Origin of the sequence: Massilia niabensis (assembly GCF_042655085.1) — a bacterium.
GTDB lineage: Bacteria > Pseudomonadota > Gammaproteobacteria > Burkholderiales > Burkholderiaceae_D > Telluria > Telluria niabensis.
In genome coordinates this window covers 391103-413761 of sequence record NZ_JBHSMU010000003.1, presented here as the reverse complement: position 1 = coordinate 413761, position 22659 = coordinate 391103, and the positions used below count along the sequence as shown (strand labels likewise).

The following is a 22659-nucleotide window of genomic DNA, read 5'->3' as shown; positions in this document are numbered from 1 at the left end:
TGGTCACCTTGTATCGTTTGGACCATTGTAACAAACAGACACCCCTCCCAGTGAAAAGTGTACCGATCGCCCATATATACGAGCTGTACCGCAACGCCGTTGTTGCGCTTTCACCATTCCGGATTCTGCGATAATGCCTGTACTTTGGCTCGCCGCCGGCTCTACCACTCATTCCTATGCAAAATACCCTGCTGCTCGTTGACGGTTCCAGCTACCTTTACCGCGCCTTCCACGCGCTGCCCGACCTGCGCGGCCCCGACGGCCACCCGACCGGGGCAATGCACGGCATGGTCAACATGCTGCGCCGCCTGCGCGCCGACTATCCGGCGGCCTACATCGCCTGCGTGTTCGATGCGAAAGGTAAAACCTTCCGCGACGACATGTACGCCGAGTACAAGGCCACGCGCGCTTCGATGCCGGCCGACCTCGCCAAGCAGATCGAGCCGATCCACGAAGTAGTGCGGCTCATGGGCTGGCCGATCCTGATGGTCGAGGGCGTGGAAGCGGATGACGTGATCGGCACCCTGGCCGTGCAGGCCGCCGCCCGGGGCATGAACACGATCGTCTCCACCGGCGACAAGGACCTGGCGCAGCTGGTCAATGACAAGGTCATGCTGATCAATACGATGAGCAACGAAAAGCTCGACGAAGCCGGCGTGCTGGCGAAGTTCGGCGTGCCGCCGAACCGCATCATCGACTACCTGACCCTGATCGGCGACACGGTCGACAACGTACCCGGCGTGAACAAGTGCGGCCCGAAGACGGCCCTGAAATGGCTGTCGCTGCACGGCTCGCTCGACGGCGTGATCGAGAACGCGCACAGCATCGGCGGGGCAGTGGGCGAGAACCTGCGCTCGGCGCTCGAGTGGCTGCCCCAGGGCCGTCAATTGATCACCGTGAAGACCGACTGCGACCTCGTGAAACACGTGGTGTCGATCGAGGAAACCCTGGTCGGCCGCCCCGAAGACAAGGACGCGCTGCGCGACTTCTTCCAACGCTATGGTTTTAAAACCATGCTGCGCGAACTGTCGCAGGGTAATGGCGGCGGCGCACCCATGAATTCACCGGAAGGCGCCCATGGTACCCAAGGCACGCAGGATACGCTGCCAGGCATGCCGATCATCAAGGGCGAGTACGAACTGGTCACGACCTGGGAGCAGCTCGACAAATGGCTGGCGCTGGCCGAGGCCGCCGAACTGACCTCGGTCGATACCGAAACCACTTCTCTCGACCCGATGACGGCGCAGATGGTCGGCATCTCGATGTCGGTCGAGGCGGGCAAGGGCGCCTACATCCCGGTGGCGCACCGCTACGCCGGCGTGCCGGAGCAGCTCCCGCGCGAAGAGGTGCTGGAACGCATGCGCCCGTGGCTGGAAAATCCGGCCAAGCCCAAGCTCGGCCAGAACCTGAAGTACGACATGCACATCTTTAATAACCATGGCGTGACCTTGCAGGGCATCGTCCACGACACGCTGCTGCAGTCGTACGTGTTCGAGTCCCACAAGCCGCACGACATGGACACGATGGCGATGCGCCACCTCGGCTACACGACCATCCCCTTTGTCGACGTCTGCGGCAAGGGCGCCAACATGATCTGCTTCGACCAGGTGGAGCTGAACCGCGCCACCGAATACGCGGCCGAGGATTCCGACATCACGCTGCGCCTGCACCAGACGATGCTGCCGCACGTCCTGGAGGACGCGGGCCTGACCTATATCTACGAGAAGATCGAGCTGCCGACCCAGATCGTGCTGCAGAAGATCGAGCGCAACGGGGTGCTGATCGACGCCGAAAAACTGGGCGCGCAATCGCGTGAAATCGGCGCCCGCCTGATGGAACTCGAAGCGCAAGCCTATGAGCTGGCCGGCGGCCCGTTCAACCTCGGCTCGCCGAAGCAGATCGGCGAAATCTTCTTCGTCAAGCTCGGCCTGCCGGTGATCAAGAAGACCGCCACCGGCGCGCCGTCGACCGACGAGGAAGTGCTGCAAAAGCTGGCCGAGGACTTCCCGCTGCCGAAAGTGCTGCTCGAACACCGCGGCCTGGCCAAGCTGAAGTCAACCTATACCGACAAGCTGCCGACCATGGTCAACAAGGACACGGGACGGGTGCACACGAATTACGCGCAGGCCGTCGCCATCACCGGCCGCCTGGCCTCGAACGACCCGAACCTGCAGAACATCCCGGTCCGTACCAGCGAAGGACGGCGCATCCGCGAAGCCTTCATCGCGGCGCCGGGTAATGTGATTGTGTCGGCCGACTATTCGCAGATCGAGCTGCGCATCATGGCCCATATTTCGGGCGACGAAGCGATGCTGCGCGCGTTTGCCGAGGGCGAGGACATCCACCGGGCGACGGCTTCCGAGGTGTTCGGCGTGGCGCTCGACGAAGTGGAAAACCAGCAGCGCAGCTATGCCAAGGCGATCAACTTCGGCCTGATTTACGGCATGAGCGCCTTTGGCCTGGCGGCGCGCCTCGGCATCGAGCGCGCGGCGGCGGCCAGCTACATCGACCGTTATTTCGCGCGCTTCTCGGGCGTCAAGCAGTACATGGACGAAACCCGCGCCGCCGCCAAGGCCCGCGGCTATGTCGAAACCGTGTTCGGGCGCCGCCTGTGGCTCCCCGAAATCAATTCGCCGAACGGCCCGCGCCGCGCCGGCGCCGAACGGGCGGCGATCAACGCGCCGATGCAGGGCACGGCCGCCGACCTGATCAAGCTGGCGATGATCGCCGTGCAGGGCTGGCTGGAATCGGAAAAGCTGGCCACGCGCATGGTGATGCAGGTGCACGATGAACTGGTGCTGGAAGTGCCGGAAGCCGAACTGGAACTGGTGAAGGGCAAGCTGCCGGAACTGATGGCCGGTGTCGCCCAACTGAAGGTGCCGCTGGTGGCCGAGACGGGTGTGGGCAGCAACTGGGAAGAAGCGCACTAAGCGCCTGACCGGACCAGCCTGTGGCTGGTCCGGTCATCGTTATGGCGATGTGTTATGCAAGCGCTGCACTTCGCTCCGACCTGTGCAGAAGATATTCTTCCACGCCTTCGACACTGACCGGCCGGCTGAACAGATAGCCCTGGTAAATGCCGCACCCATGCATTGCAAGGAAGCGGTGCTGGCACTCGGTTTCCACCCCCTCGGCGATCACTTCCAGGCTCAGGCTTTGTCCGAGTGCAATGATCGAGCGGGTGATCACCGCCGCATTCGCATCCTTGGTCACGTCGGAAACAAAGGAACGGTCGATCTTGAGCTGGTCAAGCGGCAGGCGTTTCAAATACGACAGCGATGAAAATCCGGTGCCGAAATCGTCCAGGGAAAAACTGATCCCGATTGCCTTGAGCGCTTTCATTTTCTCGACCGTGGCGTCGGTATCCGTCACCAGGCAGCTTTCTGTCAATTCCAGTTTCAGCTTGCGTGGATCGGCGCCTGTGTGGTGCAACACATTCTTGACCTGATGGACAAATCCGGGGTGCCGTAGCTGGTGTGCGCTGACATTGACCGCGATGCTCAGCGACCGGGTCAGCGCATTGGTTTCCCAACGGCTCAGTTGCCTGCATGCCTGGTCCAGCACCCACTCCCCGCAAGGAATGATCAAGCCGGACGTTTCCGCAATTGGAATGAATTCGGCTGGCGAGACTGGACCGCGGGTCGGATGATTCCAGCGCAGCAAGGCCTCGACACCGGTCACATGACCGGCTTCCGACACCTGGGGCTGATAGGCGAGGTGCAGCCCATCGCGTTCGAGCGCCCGGCGCAGGTCGCTCTCGAGTTCGGCACGCGACTCCGCACATTTCTGCATCCGGGTATCGAAGAGCCGCAGGGTATTCCGACCGGCGGCTTTCGCTTCGTACATGGCGATGTCGGCGCGTTTGAATATCTCGGTTGCCGCGTCCTTGTCACTGCGAAAATAGGCCAGGCCGATACTCGCCGAACAGCCGTGCGTGTAACCGTCGAGATCGAAGGGCTCGTTCAGCCGCTGCAGCAAGGCCCTCGCCACCGCGATTGCCTTGCCTGGTGCGTGACCGAGTCCCTTGATGAGAACGACGAACTCGTCGCCGCCGAAACGGGCGGCGACATCGCCGGCGCCAATCGAAGCCGTGATCCGTTCGCTCGTTTGCTGCAGCAGCAGGTCGCCGATGCCGTGCCCGCGGGTGTCGTTGAGGCTCTTGAGGCGGTCCAGGCCGATCCACAACAGCGCGCCTTCGTTACCGGTCGCAGCGCCGCCATCGAGGAAATCCTGCAGCTGTTTCTCCAGGAAGTGCCTGTTCGGCAGACCTGTCAGGCGGTCGTAAAACGCCAGCTTGGCAACTTCGTGTTCGGCGGCCTTGCGTCGGGTAACGTCGGTGATGATGGACAGCACCGAGCTCGGCTGCCCAGCGGTATCGCGTACCAGGGTCGAGTTGATGTCGAGCGCGAGCTCGCCGCCGTCCTCGCGGCGACGGATAATTTCGCCCTGCCATTCACCGTGCGCGGCCAGGCTCGTGGAAATCGCCTGGTAGCGCTCCGCATCCCCGTAGACGGCCTCGATCACAGGGATACCGAGCACCTTGTCGGCCGCCAGGCCATACAGCCGTTCCGCGCCCTTGTTCCAGTAAGTGACGCGGTTCGATGCGTCGTGGACAACAATGGCGTCCTTGGCCTTGTCGAGCAGCGACGCCTGTTCGAGGATGCGTGCATCGGATAATTGACGCTCCAGTTCAGCCCCTGCCCGGGCGGCAAAAATCTGGATAATCCGCGTGACGAAGTCGGGTTGTGCTACCGGCTCGCGGAAGAGCACGAACAGCAGTCCCAGGGGCTGCCCTGTCATGCTGTCGAGGCGGCAGCCGGCGTAGCCGCGCATGCCCATCCTGACCGCCCCGGATGCAGGAAAACAGCCAGCCACATCGTCGAGCACGACGCAGCCGGGCGATGTGACCAGTTTTTCGCAGGGGGACCCGGCAATCTCATAGTCAAAGTTCGGCAGGGCGGCGTTGTCCAGGACAGCCGTGATGGTATGGACCGACTGTAATGCGTCATCCCGGAAGCGGGCGACAAAGGCACCATCGGCTCCCACGGCCAGCGCCATGTTGCGCGCGAGATGCTCGAAAAACGCCTCGCCGGTGTTGGCCGAGACGCCGGCGACGATCTTTACCGCAGCTAACTCGATGCGCTTGCGGTCTTCCCGGGAGCGTATGTTGACGATGCCGAAAGCAATGTTATCGGCAAGGGTGCGAAGCAGCTGGATTTCCTCGGCGTCGAATGGTGCCACGGCGCTGCAATAGATTGTCATGACCCCGATTCCCTGGCCGCCGTGGGTGATCGGCAGCCAGATGGCGCTTCGGTAGCCACGTCCGAGCAGTTCTTCCCGCAAGCCGGCCGTCAGGGGAGCGTTTGCGATATCGCTGCAGACGACCTGCTCGTTGCTGCTCATTGCAGCAGCGGCAAGGCTGTCGCCGCTCTCGTCTGCGCCGAGAGGGATATCCGGGTAGATCAGCCGCTGGAAATGGGCGCCATGGCTCGCACCGTCTTGCAGCGGCCAGCGCGCGTCGCTGACGACGCTGACTGACGCGGCCTGGTATCCGCCCACCTCGACGGCGAGTTCACAGATATCCTTCAACAGGCCGTGCTCATCGTCAGCGCGCACCAGCCTTTGGCTGCATTGGTTGAGGATGCGAAGCGCCCGGTCCAATCGCTCCAGGTGGAGCCTGGACTGTTTGCGCTCCGTGAGGTCCGAAATGCCACCGACCATGCGAATGGCTGCATGGTGCGGATCACGGATAATGACGGCGCGGTTCAGTAACTCGGCATAGCTGCCATCCTTGCGCTGGAACCGGTATTCGGCCGACCAGTCGCCAGCGGTGCTTCCGATGGCTGCTTTCATGCTGGCCAGCACGCGCTCCCTGTCTTCCGGGTGGATACGGGTCGACCAGCAATCGCTCTCCCGGCTGGTCGTATCGGAAGGGCAATCGAACATTCCACGGACATCGTCGCCGTGCCATATTTCGTTCGTCTGCAGATTCCAATCCCAGGTATTGTCGTTTGTCGCCTGGGCGATCCATTTGAAACGCTGTGTCACCTCGTTAAGAGCCTGCTGCATCTGCCGCGCGGCGGTCACATCCGTCACAAATCCCTGGAGCGCCACGATACGGCCATCGCCGTCGCGGATGGCGTTGCCGTGTTCGTTTACAAACTTGATCTTGCCATGCGCGGTCACGATGCGGTAAGTCAGGACGAAACCAGTCCCCGCGTTCAGGGCGTGCTTGATCTCCTGTTGCACCCGTTCACGATCGTCAACAAGAATAATGTCTGAATAAGTAAAGGGCTGGTGTCCAGTGAAGACTTCAGGCATGTAGCCGGTCAGGGCTGTCACGCCGGAGCTGATGTACTGCACCGTCCAGCATGGATCGTTCAGGCAACGGTAGGCGATGCCGGGAAACTCATGGAGTACAGACTCAAGAATGGGCGATAAGGTAGTCATGTTAGAACAGCAAGTGCCGCGTGATGATTGAGACAAAGGCGATCCACCTGTCCGCCGTCTTTTATTGTTTATCAGGAAACTTTACTTGTTTAACATTTTGTAGGAAGATTCCTACTAGAAAGAAATATACCTTGTAGTTCAGGAATGCGTCGAAAAAGACTCCACGGCGAGGGAGGAAGGGAAGCGGGAACGTTGCTGTGAGTTGCTTATTCGCAACGGAGGTTGAAATAGAGTACAAGTGTATCTCCGCAACAGTTAAATGTTTCAGTTGTAATGAAACGTTTCAAGGTGCGCCATTTCACGAAAGAGTTTCCATGTGGAATGTTAGGATCGCTTCAATGCCCGTCCGGCGAACTATTTGAAAGGTATTCCATGCACTCCAGTCCGAATCGTCCCTCTCTCCTTCTTGGCGGCTTGCTCACCGCAGCGGCCCTGGGCGCCTGTGGCGGGGGAGGGGGCGACTCCGCACCGGCAGCCCCGGTGGCGCCCGTTTCGACGATGGGGACCCTCAGCGTGGGCCTGACCGACGCCCCGGCCTGCGGCTTCGACGCGGTCAACGTCACCGTCACCAAAGTCCGCGTCAACAAGAGCGCCAGCGCGGATGAAGCGGATGGCGGCTGGACCGACATCACCCTTAGCAACCCAAAAAAGGTCAACCTGCTCAACCTGACCAACGGCGTACTGGAAACCCTGGGCCAGACCTCGCTCGAGGCAGGCCAGTACAACCAGCTGCGCCTGGTGCTCGACGCGAACGCGAACGGTACTGCCAACACGGTGGTCCCGAGCGACACCAAGGTCGAGCGGCCGCTGGAAACCCCGAGCGCGGTGCAGAGCGGCATCAAGCTGGTCGGTTCGTTCAATGTCGAGGCCGGCCAGCGCGCCGACGTCGTGATCGACTTCGATGCCTGCAAATCGGTCGTCACCCGCGGCAAAGGCGCCTATGCGCTCAAGCCGGTCGTGAAAATGCTGCCGAGCGCGATCAACGGCATTTCCGGCTTTGTGAGCCCGGCCGTGCTGGGCAAGAACGTGACGGTATCGGCGCAGCAGAACGGCACGATCGTCAGCGCCACCACCCCGAACGCCACCACGGGCGAGTTCCTGCTGTCGCGCCTGGCGCCGGGCAATTACGACGTCGTCATCACCGCCAACGACAGTGGCGCCGCAGTGGTCGGCGCGGTCCCGGTTGCCACCACCAGCAGCAACACCGCCCTGAGCACCGCCGCTGCACCGCTGATGCTGGCCCCGAGCACCATGGGCTCGATTGCCGGCATGGTCACGATGACGCCGCCGAGCACCACCGAGGCAGCCTATGTGGCGGCCAAGCAGAGCTTCGCCGCCGGCCAGGCAGTGACGATCAGGTACCAGGGCGCGGACCTGGCGAGCGGTGCCTACACGATCGCCAACCTGCCGGTCGCCGCGCCCCAGTACGCCACCTACAGCGCGACGCTGCCGCTCGCCTTTGCGCCGGCCGCCAACGTCACGGGCGGCACCTACCGCGTCGAAGCGTCGGCCGCCGGTTACACCGCCAAGGGCGTGGACGCGGTCAGCATCGCCACCGCGAACGCGCTTGGGGTGAACTTCACGCTGACGCCGTAAGCGTTCGCATTCTCCTGCTGACCGGCGCCCGCAGTGCTGCCGGTAGTGCTGGTCAGCAGTGAAGTCCCTTATGCATGTGCTGCGAATGCGCAAGCCGCCGAGTCGCTGTTAAGATAGCCATCTGACAACCAACGACCGGAGGGATGCACATGAAGGATCTCGTACAAGACGGCGACAGCCTCACCGCCGCCAGCAAGTTCCAGGACGGCGTCGACCGCCGCGTCTTCCTGACGGCGGCACTGGGAGCCGGCTTTGCGGCCGCGGCCCTGCCGGTCGAGGCGCAGACCCTGGTCAAGACCGACACCGCGGGCTTGTCAAGCGCCGACCACATCATCGTCATCAACGGCCAGGACGTGCCGGTCTACCGCGCCCAGCCCGAGGGCAAGAAGAACCCGCCGGTCATCCTCGTCATTTCCGAGATCTTTGGCGTGCACGAACACATCAAGGACGTGGCGCGCCGCTTCGCCAAGCAGGGCTACATGGCCGTCGCGCCCGACCTGTTCGTGCGCGCCGGGGACGCCACCAAGGCCGCCAACATCGCCGACCTGATGAAGAACATCGTCTCCCAGACCCCGGATGCACAGGTCATGTCGGACCTCGACACCGTCGTCACCTGGGCCAGACAGCGCGGTGGCGACACGGATAAACTCGGCATCACTGGTTTCTGCTGGGGCGGGCGCGTCACCTGGCTGTACTCAAGCCACAACCCGAAGGTCAAGGCCGGCGTCGCCTGGTACGGCCGCCTGGTCGGCGAGGCCAGCGCCAATTCGCCGAAGCACCCGGTCGACATCGCCCAGAACCTGAAGGTGCCCGTGCTGGGCCTGTACGGCGCCAAGGACACCGGCATCCCGCTCGAATCGGTCGAGCGCATGAAGGCCGCGCTGGCCAAGGGCAACAGCAAGTCCGAGTTCGTGGTCTACCCGAATTCGGGGCACGCCTTCCATGCCGATTACCGCCCGAGCTTCAATGAAGCTGACGCCAGGGATGGCTGGAAGCGTGCGATTGACTGGTTCCACAGCCACGGCGTTGCTTGAGTAACACCCGTGGCGGCCGGGACCTGTACAATGCCCGGCTTGCCACGCACTGCCCGACAAGAACAAGAGGCTTCACATCGACCCCATTCTCTTCTCCATCCTGCTGGCGACCCTGATCGCCGGCATCGTCAGCATCTCGGCCGCGGCCCTGTTTTCGTTCACGATGCTCTCCAAAATGGTGGAGCGGCTGGTGAGCCTGTCGGTCGGCATCATGCTGTCGACCACGCTGCTGCATGCGCTGCCGGAAGCCTTCGAATCGGGCGCCGACGCCCATAAACTGTTCGCCACGCTGCTGGCGGGCCTGCTGACCTTTTTCCTGCTGGAGAAGGCGGCGCTGCTGCGCCACTCGCACCACCACGAAGGCGACGGGCACCACCACGCCCACGGCCACGATGCGCGCGAGGCGGGCAAGTCGGGCTGGATGATCCTGATCGGCGACGGCATGCACAACTTCGTCGACGGCATCCTGATCGCGGCGGCCTTCCTGGCCAACCCGGAGCTGGGGATCGTCACCGCGCTGGCCATCGTCGCCCACGAGATCCCGACCGAGATCGGCGACTTCATCGTGCTGCTCAATGCTGGCTTTTCGCGCCTGCGCGCGTATGTGTTCAACCTGCTGTGCAGCCTGCTGTCGGTGGCCGGCGGCCTGCTCGGGTATTACACGCTCGACCAGGCCAGCGGCCTGATTCCGTATGTGCTGGTGTTTGCGTCCTCGGGCTTCATCTATATCGCGGTGAGCGACCTGATGCCGCAGATGCAGAGGAGGGCGACGGTAAAGGAGTCGATTCCGCAGGTGCTGCTGATCGGGCTGGGCGTGGCGGTCGTGCTGTTTTTGACGGCGGGGCACTGACCCTGATTTTCGGCACATGCGCGCACCAAGGCGCGTCCCGATAATGGTTGTGCTCGTGGCACCTCGCCGGCGCCGCGATCCAACCAGAACGGGAATCCAGACCAGATCGTCTTCGCTGCCGCCTTCATCGCCACCACCCTTGCCGCGAGCGCCGCCCACGCGCAGGAGCGCGGCTACGCGCGCGGTATCATTGTCACATCACCGTCATCCTTCACGCCAGGGCTGCCTGATGTCACGCATGCCCGGCCCCGTCGGCGAAAGGGCACTGTCATGCATACCTATCGTTGGATACCCGAATCCGGTATCGGGCTGGAACACCTGACCATCAGCCGGCACGGCCAGTCGATCACCGCGCAAGGGCTGGTAATCGGCGGCGGCGGCGACGCTGGGCTTGAAACCGGGTTTGAAGCCGGGTTCGGTGCCAGCTATGTCCTCTCCTGTGATGCGGCCTGGCGCGTCCGGCACGCCACCATTGGCGTGGCGGGCGGCGGACGGCTTGAACTCTTCGCCGATGGCGAAGGCCATTGGCGCAAGGCCGACGGCACACCGCTCGATGCGTTGGCCGGCTGCATCGACATCGACCTCAGCGCAAGCTGTTTCACGAATACGCTGCCGATCCGCCGCCTCGGTGATGCGTTGGGGGAGCGGCAGGAAATCGCGGTTGCCTATGTATCGATTCCCGGGGTGACCGTGGAAACGGCGAGGCAGGCCTATACCCGCTGCGCCAGGAACCTGTACCGCTTCGAGAGCGTCGACACCGGCTTTCAGGCCGACCTGACGGTCGACGACGACGGGTTCGTGCTCCATTATCCGGGGCTGTTCCGGCGCGCCGAACCTCTCGCTCCACCAGGCTAAGTCCTCCGGCGCTGCGCGAAGCCAGCCTTCCCGGGCAGTGCAGGTGCAAACCGTCCCCCCCTCATTCGCACGGTTGCCATTTCCGGATCGGTCGCTGGTGAGCGTTGTTGCGACCGCGGTAACGAAGAAACGGGTTCTTGAACATTTAATGAGAATGACTTATCATTACCGATAGAAGATCCGGGCGCATGCCTTCGCCCGGCCGACGCGCTCCATTTCATCGAAAAGGAAGTTAAACATGCCTGTCCTGACCTGCAAACCGACACCGCTCGCACTGGCGCTCCTGTGCGCTTTCGGCGCCCCGCTCGCCCATGCCCAAACGGACAGCGGCCGCGCGCACGCGGACCCGGACAGCATCCCGACGGTGGTGATCTCGGCCAGCGTGCTGGGCCTGGTGGGCGACGACATGATCACCCCGGTGACCTCGCTCTCCGGCGGCGAGCTGGTGCGCGCACGCGAATCGACGCTGGGCGAAACCCTGAACAACCAGCCCGGCATCACGTCGAGCCATTTCGGGGCCGGCGCCAGCCGCCCGGTCATCCGCGGCATGGACGGCCCGCGCGTCAAGATCCTGTCCGACGGCGCCGAGGTGCAGGATGCCTCGACCATCAGCCCCGACCATGCGGTGGCGTTCGAGCCGGTGCTGGCCGAGCGCATCGAAGTGCTGCGCGGCCCGTCCGCGCTGGCCTATGGCGGCGGTGCCGTCGGCGGCGTGGTGAACATCATCGACCGCAAGATCCCGACCCGGACGCCGGACAAGGCCGTCGAAGGCAGTGCCGAGCTGCGCGGCAACTCGGCTGCCCGCGAAAAGACCGGTGCCTTCGAGGTGACCGGTGGCGCAGGCAACTTCGCCATCCACGCCGAAGGCGTCAAGCGCGACGCCGATGCCTACCGCGTCGGCAGCGACTGGAAAGAGGGCAGCCGCGTCGCGGGCAGTTACCGGAAGTCCGAGACCGGCAGCGTCGGCCTGTCCTGGGTGGGGGAGCGTGGCTACCTGGGAGCAGCTTATACAAAGGAGCGCGCTGAATACGGCATTCCTGGCCACAATCACGAGTTCGGCAGCTGCCACCCGCATGGCGACCACCTCCATTGCGGCGGCCACGGCCACGAAGAGGAGGGTGAGGGGCATGATCACGAGCACGGCCATGGGGCTGAGGAAGTGCCGTTCGTCAAGCTCGACAGCGATCGCTGGGATGTGCGCGGCGAGTACCGCAACCCGGTGGTCGGCATCACCAAGGCCCGCGTGCGTGCATCGTTCACCGACTACCGTCACGACGAAATCGAGGAAGGCGAGCTTGCCACCCGCTTCACCAACAAGGCGCATGACGCGCGCGTCGAGCTGGAACACGCTCCCGTAGCGGGCTGGCGCGGCGTCGTCGGTGCCCAGACCACGCGCCGCGATTTCGCCGCTGCCGGCGAGGAAGCCTATGTACCGCCATCGATCACGAAGCGCCATGCGCTGTTCGTGACGGAAGAGTACAAGCTGGGCGACTGGCGCTTTGAAGCGGGCGCCCGCCACGAGTGGCAGGACATTGCCGTAGAAGGCGGTCAGCAGGACACGAGCGCCCGCGGAACGTCGGTCGCCCTTGGCGCGGTCTGGAAGTTCGGGCCCGAGTACTCGCTGCGCGCCTCGGCCGCGCGGACCCACCGCCTGCCGACCGCGGAAGAACTGTACGCGGACGGCGTGCACCTGGCCACCAGCACCTGGGAGATCGGCAACCCGAACCTGGGCAAGGAAACCTCGAATAACGTTGACCTTACCCTGCGCAAGTTCGCCGGCGCGACGACCTTCTCGCTGAGCGCCTTCCACAACCGCATGGACAACTACGTCTACGCCAACACGCTGGACAACCACGAAGGCTTCCAGCTGGTCGAGTATGCTCAGCGCGACGCAACGTTCATGGGGCTGGAAGGGGAAGTGCGCCACAAGCTCTCGCGCAACCTGGAAGCGACGCTGTTCGGTGACTATGTGCGCGCCCGCTTCGACGATGGCGAAGGCAGCCGCAACATCCCGCGCATGGCGCCGCACCGCATCGGCACACGCCTGAACGCGCACTGGCAGTCGTGGCACGGCATGGTCGAGCTGTACCGGGTGGGCACCCAGGACGACGTGGCCGCGTTTGAGACGCCGACTGCCGGCTACAATATGCTCAACATCGGGACGCACTACACGACGCGCATTGGGGGCGTGCCGGCACAGCTGTACGCGCGCCTGAACAACCTGACCGACGAACTGGCCTTCAGCCATACGTCGTTCATCAAGCGCGCGGCGCCGCTCACAGGCCGCAACCTGACGGCGGGCGTGCGCTTCACGTTCTGATGAAGCACCTGACCACCTTCGCCGACTATGCCGGCATGGCAGCGTCGGCACTCTGCCTGGCCCATTGTCTTGCGATGCCGCTCCTGGTAGCAGCGTTTCCGCTACTCGGCCTCGGCAGCGACCATCATGGGCTGCATGACGCCCTGCTCGCCGCAGTTACCCTCCCGGTCTTGCTGGCGCTGGTGCCGGGCTATCTCGCGCACCGCGACCCGGCGGCGCTGCTGTTGGGGATCGCAGGGCTGGCAGCGTTCCTGCTAGCGGTTTTCGCCGTCGGCCCGCGCTTTGGCGAGCTGGCCGAGACCGTGGTAGCGGCAGCCAGCAGCGTGCTGTTGATCACCGCGCATGTGCGCAACCATCGCTTCTGCCGGCGTTGCGCCGCCAAGGGAGCCTAGCGGCACTGGCTGCACAAGCCGTACAGGGTCAGCTCATGCGATTCGAGCACAAAGCCTTCCGGTGCGAGCTTTTGCATGTCGCCCGGGCAGGCATGCACTTCGTAGACTTTATCGCAGGAGCGGCAGTGGAAATGATGATGGTGGTGGTGGCCGGCCAGTTCGTAGCGGTCGCCGCCGCCCGGGAGCGACACGGTGGTGATCTCGCCCGCTTCGAGCATCGACTTGATGTTGCGGTAGATCGTCGCCATGCCGATGCCGGGAACGGCGCCCTGGGCATGCTCCAGGATCTCCTGGGGGGCCAGGGGACGCCCCGCATCGGCGATGCACTGCTGGATGGCCTTGCGCTGTCGGGTATTTCTTTCCATGTCTGCCTACTTGTGCGCGCGCAGTGCGCCTGCCGCTGACGGGTTCTTCATTGTTAACCTTCTGCCTGTTTCATTGCACCGGTCGCCACCGGCCGCGCCGGATCGCTGCTCCACTCGCTCCACGACCCCGGATACAGCGCCGCCCCAGGCATCCCGGCCACTTCCAGCGCCAGCAGGTTATGGCACGCCGTCACCCCCGAGCCGCACTGCATGATCGCGTCCGACGGCGCGCCAATCACGCCCTCGAATTCCTCGCGCAGCTGCGCCGGCGCCTTGAAGCGTCCGTCAGCCTGCAGGTTGTCCTTGAAGAAGCGGTTCTTCGCGCCCGGGATATGGCCGCCCACCGGGTCGATGGTCTCGTTCTCGCCGCGGAAGCGGTCGGCCGCGCGTGCGTCGACCACGGTGCGCTTTGCGCTCTCGATGTTCTCCAGCACCTCGGCCACGGTCACCGTCGGGACAAAAGGCGCACGTGCTTGGATGGTGCCGCGCGGTTTCGTCACAATGTCGGTCACCACCGGCTGTCCGAGCGCCTGCCAGGCCGGCAAGCCGCCATCGAGCACCGCCGACGCCTCGTGCCCGATCCAGCGCAGCAGCCACCACAGGCGCGCGGCGTACATGCCGCCATGCGCATCGTAGGCCACGACCTGGGTGCCGTCGTTCACGCCCCAGCCGCGCAAGGTGGCGACCAGCGCTTCCTTTTCCGGCAGCGGATGGCGCCCGCGGAAGATCCCGTCCTCGCCGCGCTTCGCGCCCGAGAGCTCGGTTTCCATGTCCGCGAACACGGCGTCCGGCAGGTGGCCGGCGGCGTAGGCGTCGCGTCCGAAGGCGAGGTTGACGAGGTCATGCCGGCAGTCGACGACGACCCAGTTTGGGTCGTCGATGTGCGTTGCCAGCTCGCTGGCCGAGATCAGGGTCGTGTACATGGCGCAGTTTGCCTTCTTTCAGAGTTCGCTTGCGATCGGATCGGTCTTTTCCATGGCGGCGCCGCGCGCCGTCTTGCGCGTATTGTAGAACGTCGCCGCGATACCCGAAGCGAGGATCACGCCGATGCCCATCCACACGTACCAGTTGAAACGGTCACCCCACAAGGCCAGGCCCCACAGGCTGGAGAACACGATACCGGTGTACTGCAGGTTCGCCACCACCAGCACCTTGCCGACACGGTAGGCGCGCGTCATCGCCATCTGCGCCATCAGCGCGGCGCAGCCGATGCCGAGCAGGAGCACGGCGCCGCCCGGTGTATGGCTGTGGAAGGGCAGGCCGGTCTGCTGGCCGTCGCCGCTCAATACACCCACCAGGCCCACGATCGTGGTCGTCATCGAAAAATAGAACACGACGCGGTATTCCGGCTCGCCCATCTGGCCGAGTTTGCGCACCTGCATGTAGGCCATCGCCGAGATCACCGACGAGGCAACGCCGGCCAGGCCGCCGAGCCACTGGTTGGTTTCAAAAGCCGGCTGCAGCACCAGGGTGACGCCGAAAAAGCTCGCGCCCACGGCCACCAGCAGCGGCCACTCGACGGTATTCGTACGCGACCACCAGCCGGCGAAGAACAGCCCGGCCGCCATCCAGATCGGCGCCATGTAGTTCAGGGTCATGGCGGTGGCCAGCGGGAGTTTACCGATGGCGAAGAACCACAGCCAGAGCGAGACCACGCCGACCAGGCTGCGCACGAGATGCTCTTTGGGGAACGGGGTGCGGAAGGTGCCGCCCTGCTGGCGCACGATGGCCAGCAGCACCACGGAACCGATGATGCCCCGGTAGAAGAGGAGTTCGGAGGTCGTGTAGAACTCGGACGCCAGCTTCACGCCCGCGCCCATGGCGGCGAACGCAAAGCTGGCAAACAGCATCCAGAGTGAAGGCATGCCTATAACTCGATCTTGCTGCGGTACCACTCGTGGAAGTGCTGCATCCCGTCTTCCATCGGCGACTGGTAGGGCCCAACCTCGTTGACGCCGCGCTCGAACAGGATCTTGCGGCCGGCATCCATGCGCTGGGCGATCTCGTCGTCCTCGACGCAGGTTTCCATGTAGGCGGCACGCTCGGCCTCGACCAGCTCGCGCTCGAACAGGGCGATTTCTTCCGGATAGTAGAACTCGACCACGTTGCGCGTCTTTTGCGGACCCAGCGGCCACAGGGTGGACACGACCAGCACGTTCGGATACCACTCGACCATGATGTTCGGGTACAGCGTCAGCCAGATCGCACCCTGTTTCGGTGCCTTGCCGCCGTTGAACTTGAGCACCTGCTCCTGCCACTTTTTATACGTGGGCGAGCCGGCCTTCTGCAGGCCGCGGTTGACGCCGACGGTCTGCACGCTGTAGTCGCGGCCGAAGTCCCATGTCAGGTCCTCGCAGCTGACGAAATTGCCCAGGCCCGGGTGGAAGGGCTCGACGTGGTAGTCCTCGAGGTAGACCTCGATGAAGGTCTTCCAATTGTAGTCGATATCGTGGATCTCGACGTGGTCGAACAGGTAGCCCGAAAAGTCGAGGTCCTTGGTCACCGACATGCCACGCAGCTTGTCCATGACGTCGTAGCCGTTCTGCTCGAACAGCAGGCCGTTCCAGTTTTGCAGCGGCGTCCTGGCCAGGTTCAGGCAGGGCGTTTCCGCGAAATGCGGCGCGCCGATCAGCTCGCCCTTGAGGTCATAGGTCCAGCGGTGCAGCGGGCAGACGATCGTGTTCGCATTGCCGCGGCCATTGAACATCAGCGCCTGGCGATGACGGCAGACGTTGGACAGCACCTCGATGCCATTCGCGTTGCGCACGAGCATGCGGCCTTCGTTTTCCGAGGCCAGCGTGGCGAAGTCGCCCGTTTCAGGCACCATCAGTTCGTGGCCGACGTAGCGCGGGCCATTCTTGAACAGGTGCTGGATTTCGCGCTGCAAGAGCGCGTTGTCAAAGTAAACATTGACCGGCAGCTGAGCGCACGAGCGCGCCAGCTTGGCGTGGGTAGCCAGATCGGACATCCCAACCCCCCTTATAAAAGCATCAAGCCAAAGAAGAGAATAAGAATCCTAGGACCAGTATTCTGGCTGCAGAGATACGGTGTTTCGGACAGAACCGGCAATTATACCGGGTAACGAGCTCTACCGGGTCTCAGCGTGCGGCCCGGCGCGGGATTGTGGCGCACAATGGCACAGGGCGTGCCGGAAGGGCATCGTTTTCATTGAAATGCAGACGGTTGCGCTCCGAATGAAGTCCTCTCGGACAAGCTCGGCATTCGCGCAGACCACATCTGGGGTTAGGATTGTTTTAAAATACGCGATTGGACTTCCCCGCGGCGCACAAGTTGCGCCTGGAGACAGTATCGCCGGCACAACACAACAAGACACTATGGCAAACAATGTAAACGCTGGAGCGCCAACGCCGCCAGCCTCGTTCGAAGAGGCAATGGCCGAACTGGCCCAGCTCGTCACCCAGATGGAAGGCGGCCAGTTGCCGCTGGAAGCGTCGGTGGCCGCCTATGCACGCGGTTCCGAGCTGGTGAAGTATTGCGCAGCCCAGCTCGACCGGGTCGAGTCGCAGGTCAAGGTATTGGAAGGCGACATGCTCAAACCGTTCAACGCCGACGGCGCGGGCGAGGGCGATCGATGACGAACCTCCCGTTCGCCCATTGGATGGCGGGCGTGCAGGCGCAAGTGGAAGACGCCTTGTCCGACTTCCTGCCACCGCCTGAAGCCGTGCCACAGAAGTTGCATGCGGCCATGCGCTACACGGTGCTAGGCGGCGGCAAGCGCGTGCGCCCGCTGCTCGTATACGCCAGCGGCGCGCTGTTCGATGCCGACCCGGCCACGCTGGCGCGTGCCGCCTGTGCGCTGGAAATGATCCACGCCTATTCGCTGGTGCACGACGACATGCCCTGCATGGACGACGACGAGCTGCGCCGCGGCAAGCCAACCGTGCACGTCGCCTGGGACGAAGCGACGGCCTTGCTGGTCGGCGACGCGCTGCAGGCCCAGGCCTTCGAGGTACTGGCCAGTGCCGACTCGCTGCCGCCGGCGCGCCTCGTCGGCATGCTGCGCCTGCTGGCGCAAGCTGCGGGCTCGGGCGGCATGTGCGGCGGCCAGGCGATCGACCTCGACAGCGTGGGCCTGTCCCTGAACCTGGAGCAGCTCGAGCGCATGCACCAGCTGAAAACCGGCGCGCTCTTGCGCGCTTCGGTCCTGCTGGGCGCGCTGTGCGGCAAGGACCTGACGGCGCCGGAACTCGAAGCCCTGGCGGCCTACTCGAAGGCCGTGGGCCTCGCGTTCCAGGTAGTGGACGATGTGCTCGACGCCACGGCCGATTCGGCCACGCTCGGCAAGACCGCCGGCAAGGACGCGGCCGACAACAAGCCGACCTATGTGTCGATCCTCGGGCTGGAGGAATCAAGGGCATTGGCGGAGCAATTGCGGCGCGAGGCGATCCATGCGCTGGCGCCATTTGGAGAACAAGCACTGCGGCTGCGCGAACTCGCGGACCTGATCGTGCAGCGGAAGGCATAAATGAAACTGCTAGAAACCATCAACGACCCGTCGGACCTGCGCCAGCTGTCGCGCCCCCAGCTGACGCCGCTCGCGAACGAGCTGCGCCAGTTCCTGCTCGAGTCGGTCGCCAAGACCGGCGGCCACCTGTCGTCGAACCTCGGCACCGTGGAACTGACCATCGCGCTGCATTACGTGTTCGAGACGCCGCACGACCGCATCGTGTGGGACGTGGGCCACCAGACCTATTCGCACAAGATCCTGACCGGCCGCCGCGAGCGCATGCACACGCTGCGCCAGCTGAACGGCCTGTCGGGCTTCCCGAAGCGCGACGAAAGCGAATACGACACCTTCGGCACCGCGCACTCGTCGACCTCGATCTCGGCCGCCCTGGGCATGGCCGCCGCCGCCAAACTGAAGGGCGAGCACCGCCACGCGATCGCCGTCATCGGTGATGGCTCCATGACGGCGGGCATGGCCTTCGAGGCGCTGAACAACGCGGGCGTCGAGCACGACTGCAATGTGCTGGTGGTCCTGAACGACAACGACATGTCGATCTCGCCGCCGGTGGGCGCGCTGAACCGCTACCTCGCGCGCCTGATGAGCGGCCAGTTCTACGCCGCCGCCAAGACCGTCGGCAAGACGGTATTGCCAGGCCCGCTGCGCGAACTGGCCAGCCGCCTGGAAGAGCACGCGAAGGGCATGGTGGTCCCGGCCACGATGTTCGAGGAATTCGGCTTCAACTACATCGGCCCGATCGACGGCCACGACCTCGATTCGCTGATCCCGACGCTGGAAAACATCAAGAAGCTCAAGGGACCGCAGTTCCTCCATGTGGTCACCAAGAAAGGCCAGGGTTATAAACTGGCCGAGGCCGAGCCGATCCTGTACCACGGCACCGGCAAGTTCAACCCGACCGAAGGGATCATTCCGGCCACGGCGCCGGGCAAGATCACCTATACCGAAGTGTTCGGCAACTGGCTGTGCGACATGGCCGCCATCGACCATCGCCTGGTCGGCATCACGCCGGCCATGCGCGAGGGTTCGGGCATGGTGCGCTTCCACCAGCAGTACCCGGAGCGCTATTTCGACGTCGGCATCGCCGAGCAGCACTCGGTGACCTTTGGCGCTGGCCTGGCGACCGAGGGCATGAAGCCGGTGGTCGCGATCTACTCGACCTTCCTCCAGCGCGGCTATGACCAGCTGATCCACGACGTGGCGCTGCAAAACCTGGACGTGACCTTCGCGCTGGACCGGGCCGGCCTGGTCGGCGCCGACGGCGCCACCCACGCCGGCAACTACGACCTCGCCTTCCTGCGCTGCATCCCGAACATGGTGGTGATGGCGGCATCCGACGAGAACGAGTGCCGGCAGATGCTGACGACCGCTTACCATTACCCGGGTCCGGCCGCGGTGCGCTATCCGCGCGGCGCCGGCATCGGCGCGGCGATCCAGGCAGAGCTCACTTCGATCGAACTCGGCAAGGGCGAGATCAAGCGCACTGGCGAGAAGATCGCCATCCTGGCCTTCGGCTCGATGGTGGCGCCGAGCCTGGGCGCGGGCGCCGACCTGAACGCCACGGTCGCCAACATGCGCTTCGTGAAGCCGCTCGACGTCGAGCTGGTCAAGCGCCTGGCACAGGACCACGACTGCTTCGTGACGGTGGAAGAGGGCGCAACCATGGGCGGCGCCGGTGCGGCAGTGGCCGAGGCGATGGCAGGCGCCGGCATCGTCAAGCCGTTGCTGATCCTGGGCCTGCCCGACAAGTTCATCGACCAGGGCGACCCAGCGGCGCTGCTCGCCTCCGTCGGCCTGGACGCCAAGGGCATCGCGGCCTCGATCCGTGCACGCTTCGGCGCGGCGGGCGAGCCGCGGCTGGTGGTGAACAATACCTGAGCTGATTCAGCTCCATGAAGAAGCGGCGCCTCGGCGCCGCTTTTTTTATGCGCCCCCACCAATAAAAAATGCCAGTCAGCATAGTTGACTGGCATTAATCAGAGCAAGCCGGCTTTTTCAACCGGCCAAGCTGCGTGCAGGAGGCAATTACGCCTTCTTGGCGCGCTTGCGGCTGACGACGCCGGCGCCCAGCAGTGCGATACCGAACAGGGCCAGCGAACCCGGCTCAGGCACTTCAGCCAGCTTGAACTGGCCATTGTTCGAGACGAAGAATGCGCCAGGGGTGTTGCTGTAGGCGGTACCGTTGCAGCCGTTGCCGGTGAAGCCAGCGTATTGGCAAGCCACTTCGCTCACCAGGCGGTTGGTTGGCTCGCCAACGGTGTTCGCGTTGGTGAAGGCAAAGGCAAGAACCGCATCCATCGACAGGTCTTCACCGTTTGCACGGAAGAAGTAGCCTGCATCCAGGGCGCCAGCTTCCGCTTTTGCCAGCACGGTCACTTGGCCGTTGTTGATTGGCGAGCCGCTTGCATCGACGTTACCGCCGCCGCCAGCGAGCACGTTGAACATGGCGATTTCTTCGCCCAGGTTCGCGCCATAGACACCGGTGGTGGTGCCGTACTGGCCGTTGGTCGGGTTCTGGTACAGGCGAATGGTGCCGCTGCTGAAGCTGAACGCGCCGCCGAAGTTGCCGGTGCCGGTGGCTTCGAAGGTTGCGCTGATGTTGCCGCCTGGGAAGTTCACTGGGAACAGCTGGCCGTTGCTGTCAGCCTGGACAATGTTGAAGACAGCATGTTCGGTGAACGAGAAGCTGTTTGTGCCGGTCGGGGTCAGCTGGATGAAGGCGTTGCCGTTCACGTCCAGGTATTCGTTGACGACTTGGCCGCTCGTGAAACCGGTGCCGGCTGGATTGAAGACCCAGTCGTTCAGCACGACTTCAGCGCTAGCGGCGCCAGCGAAGGAAACTGCAACAGCTGCGGCGCAAGCAAGTTTTTTCAGAAATTTCATGATTCGTAATCTTTACAGTAGGAAGGCAATTCAGCCGAGTACTGGACTATATGCACGATGCGTGCCAGGAATAAATTGTTCTTTATAATCAAGCGCTTGTGTAAATTGTTAAATTTTTGATGAGCCAAGTGTAAAGAATTCCGATTTATTCCGGTGCGGCCAGGCAACGACCCCAGATGGGCGCTAGCGGCCCGGAGGCGCCGCTTTTTTTATTGTGCGCTGCGCATCCGCGTCGTTACATTTGGTGAACCTGTTCACCTTTCTATTTCCTATACTCATGTTTCCCCTCAGGAGACATGATGAAGCCATTCGCCGCCGCCTGCCTTTCCCTCGCCCTGCTGCTAGCAGCTCCCCAACCGGCCCTTGCCCAGGACGCCGCCGGCAAACAGGAGATCGAACGCGTCATCGAGACCTTCCGCAAGGCGATCATCGACAAGGACCAGGACACCTTCCTGAAGCTGTTCCTGAAAGAAGACATCACCTGGGCCGGGGTCACGACGGATGCGAGCATCGAACGGCTTTACGCCACCCGGCCCGATCCCAAGCTGCCGCGCCCGAAGAAGAGTTTCAGCAGCAGCCCGCGCAAGTTCATCGATATGATCGTGAAGGAAAAGGTACGGATGGAAGAGACCTTCTCGAATGTGCGCATCGACAGCGACGGCGAAGTCGCCCAGGTCTGGTTCGACTATAGCTTCATGTTCGGTGATTACAGGGAGAACTGGGGCAAGGAAAGCTGGCAGATGGTGCGCACCGAGAGCGGCTGGAAAATCGCGGCGGTCGTCTGGTCGCAGGAAATGAACCCGGTGCCGCCGGCGAAAGCCCCGGCGCCCTGAGTCAGGTTCGGGAGATGCCATGAAAATCCTGTTCGCATTCGCCCTGTTGCTCGGTATCTCGCTGTGCCGTGAGTCCCATGCCGATACGTCGAAAGATTTTGTCCGGATTGCCTGCGTGCCCGCGGCCGGCATGCTCGATGTGGAAAATCGTTATCTGCACGATAGCGTCGCTGGCGCTCGCAGCCACCAGGACAAAAAACGAAACAAGGCCCTTTTACAGGCCGGCTTTCACGATCCGCGGGGCCTGAAGTTCACTTGCGTACTCGGAAAGGTCACGTATGTGATCTCGGCCGAGCAGGATGCGACTTCCAACCGGATGTGCGGCGGCTCGCCCGAGGTCTTCTTGTCCGTTACGCGCAACGGCGCCGCGTTTCTCTCGGACGTCGTTTTCGGCAGCAGCTGCAACCAGCTTCCTTTCATCACGCGCTTCACGGTTGGCGATGGCTCCAGGTCATGGCGCGGGCGGGAGACGGAGGTGTGCTATTCGTCAGGGAAAGAGACTGACCCCGGCCGTTGTGAATGAACGTTTGATGGGCCGGCCGAGTTCGATAAACGTTTTCCGGTCGACCAGGATCGTCTTGGAAGGATCGTGACGCAT

The 22659-nt window shown here is 63.5% G+C and carries 18 protein-coding genes; 12 read left to right on the top strand and 6 right to left on the bottom strand.

Annotated features, from left to right (window positions below; genetic code table 11):
• Window positions 1-176 precede the first annotated feature (176 nt).
• Window positions 177-2930: a DNA polymerase I gene (gene polA, locus ACFPN5_RS01975; RefSeq protein WP_379779554.1), complete on the top strand. Its 2754-nt coding sequence runs from the start codon at window positions 177-179 to the stop codon at window positions 2928-2930.
• Between the two features lie 52 nt (window positions 2931-2982).
• On the opposite strand, the gene ACFPN5_RS01970 is transcribed toward polA, so the two are convergent.
• Window positions 2983-6450, bottom strand: a complete 3468-nt coding sequence (locus ACFPN5_RS01970; protein WP_379779552.1) for a bifunctional diguanylate cyclase/phosphodiesterase — start codon at window positions 6448-6450, stop codon at window positions 2983-2985.
• Between the two features lie 372 nt (window positions 6451-6822).
• Between ACFPN5_RS01970 and ACFPN5_RS01965 the strand changes: the two genes are divergently transcribed.
• The 6 genes from ACFPN5_RS01965 to ACFPN5_RS01940 all read left to right on the top strand — a co-directional run bounded on the left by ACFPN5_RS01965 (window position 6823) and on the right by ACFPN5_RS01940 (window position 13497).
• Window positions 6823-8046, top strand: a complete 1224-nt coding sequence (locus tag ACFPN5_RS01965; RefSeq protein ID WP_379779550.1) for a DUF4382 domain-containing protein — start codon at window positions 6823-6825, stop codon at window positions 8044-8046.
• A 149-nt stretch (window positions 8047-8195) separates the two neighbouring features.
• Complete coding sequence (locus ACFPN5_RS01960) at window positions 8196-9080, top strand: dienelactone hydrolase family protein (protein WP_379779548.1); 885 nt, start codon at window positions 8196-8198, stop codon at window positions 9078-9080.
• Window positions 9081-9243: 163 nt separating this feature from the next.
• Window positions 9244-9930 (top strand): ZIP family metal transporter, encoded by a 687-nt coding sequence (locus ACFPN5_RS01955; protein ID WP_379779546.1) that lies wholly within the window; start codon window positions 9244-9246, stop codon window positions 9928-9930.
• A 270-nt stretch (window positions 9931-10200) separates the two neighbouring features.
• Window positions 10201-10785 carry a putative glycolipid-binding domain-containing protein gene (locus ACFPN5_RS01950; protein ID WP_379779544.1) on the top strand — a complete coding sequence of 195 codons (585 nt, stop codon included), beginning with the start codon at window positions 10201-10203 and terminating at the stop codon, window positions 10783-10785.
• Window positions 10786-11023: 238 nt separating this feature from the next.
• A complete protein-coding gene (locus ACFPN5_RS01945; protein WP_379779542.1) occupies window positions 11024-13105 on the top strand; it encodes a TonB-dependent receptor domain-containing protein in 2082 nt (693 codons plus the stop codon).
• Complete coding sequence (locus tag ACFPN5_RS01940; RefSeq protein ID WP_379779540.1) at window positions 13105-13497, top strand: MerC domain-containing protein; 393 nt, start codon at window positions 13105-13107, stop codon at window positions 13495-13497. The genes ACFPN5_RS01945 and ACFPN5_RS01940 overlap by 1 nt, the downstream gene beginning before the upstream one ends.
• On the opposite strand, the gene ACFPN5_RS01935 is transcribed toward ACFPN5_RS01940, so the two are convergent.
• The 4 genes from ACFPN5_RS01935 to ACFPN5_RS01920 are packed head-to-tail and all read right to left on the bottom strand — an operon-like array spanning window position 13494 to window position 16830.
• Window positions 13494-13862 carry a Fur family transcriptional regulator gene (locus tag ACFPN5_RS01935; RefSeq protein WP_379779538.1) on the bottom strand — a complete coding sequence of 123 codons (369 nt, stop codon included), beginning with the start codon at window positions 13860-13862 and terminating at the stop codon, window positions 13494-13496. The two genes, ACFPN5_RS01940 and ACFPN5_RS01935, sit on opposite strands and share 4 nt — an antisense overlap.
• A 53-nt stretch (window positions 13863-13915) precedes the next feature.
• Window positions 13916-14785 carry a sulfurtransferase gene (locus ACFPN5_RS01930; protein ID WP_379779536.1) on the bottom strand — a complete coding sequence of 290 codons (870 nt, stop codon included), beginning with the start codon at window positions 14783-14785 and terminating at the stop codon, window positions 13916-13918.
• Between the two features lie 18 nt (window positions 14786-14803).
• Window positions 14804-15727: a DMT family transporter gene (locus tag ACFPN5_RS01925; RefSeq protein ID WP_379779534.1), complete on the bottom strand. Its 924-nt coding sequence runs from the start codon at window positions 15725-15727 to the stop codon at window positions 14804-14806.
• A 2-nt stretch (window positions 15728-15729) separates the two neighbouring features.
• The gene (locus tag ACFPN5_RS01920) at window positions 15730-16830 is read right to left on the bottom strand and encodes an aromatic ring-hydroxylating oxygenase subunit alpha (RefSeq protein ID WP_379779532.1); all 1101 of its coding nucleotides are present in this window, start codon (window positions 16828-16830) and stop codon (window positions 15730-15732) included.
• A gap of 367 nt (window positions 16831-17197) precedes the next feature.
• Here ACFPN5_RS01920 and ACFPN5_RS01915 point away from each other — a divergent pair, with 367 nt between their 5' ends.
• The 3 genes from ACFPN5_RS01915 to dxs are packed head-to-tail and all read left to right on the top strand — an operon-like array spanning window position 17198 to window position 20223.
• Window positions 17198-17458 (top strand): exodeoxyribonuclease VII small subunit, encoded by a 261-nt coding sequence (locus tag ACFPN5_RS01915; RefSeq protein WP_379779530.1) that lies wholly within the window; start codon window positions 17198-17200, stop codon window positions 17456-17458.
• Window positions 17455-18348, top strand: coding sequence for a polyprenyl synthetase family protein (locus tag ACFPN5_RS01910; protein WP_379779528.1), 894 nt, complete (start codon window positions 17455-17457; stop codon window positions 18346-18348). The genes ACFPN5_RS01915 and ACFPN5_RS01910 overlap by 4 nt, the downstream gene beginning before the upstream one ends.
• Complete coding sequence (dxs, locus tag ACFPN5_RS01905) at window positions 18349-20223, top strand: 1-deoxy-D-xylulose-5-phosphate synthase (RefSeq protein WP_379779526.1); 1875 nt, start codon at window positions 18349-18351, stop codon at window positions 20221-20223.
• A 147-nt stretch (window positions 20224-20370) separates the two neighbouring features.
• Here the strand turns inward: dxs and pepA are convergent, their stop codons facing one another.
• Entirely contained in the window at window positions 20371-21228 is an 858-nt protein-coding gene (gene pepA / locus ACFPN5_RS01900) for a flocculation-associated PEP-CTERM protein PepA (RefSeq protein WP_379779524.1), read from the bottom strand.
• Window positions 21229-21524: 296 nt separating this feature from the next.
• Here pepA and ACFPN5_RS01895 point away from each other — a divergent pair, with 296 nt between their 5' ends.
• Both ACFPN5_RS01895 and ACFPN5_RS01890 read left to right on the top strand, forming a co-directional pair.
• Window positions 21525-22061, top strand: coding sequence for a hypothetical protein (locus tag ACFPN5_RS01895; protein WP_379779522.1), 537 nt, complete (start codon window positions 21525-21527; stop codon window positions 22059-22061).
• A 19-nt stretch (window positions 22062-22080) separates the two neighbouring features.
• Entirely contained in the window at window positions 22081-22584 is a 504-nt protein-coding gene (locus tag ACFPN5_RS01890; RefSeq protein WP_379779520.1) for a hypothetical protein, read from the top strand.
• Window positions 22585-22659: the final 75 nt, after the last annotated feature.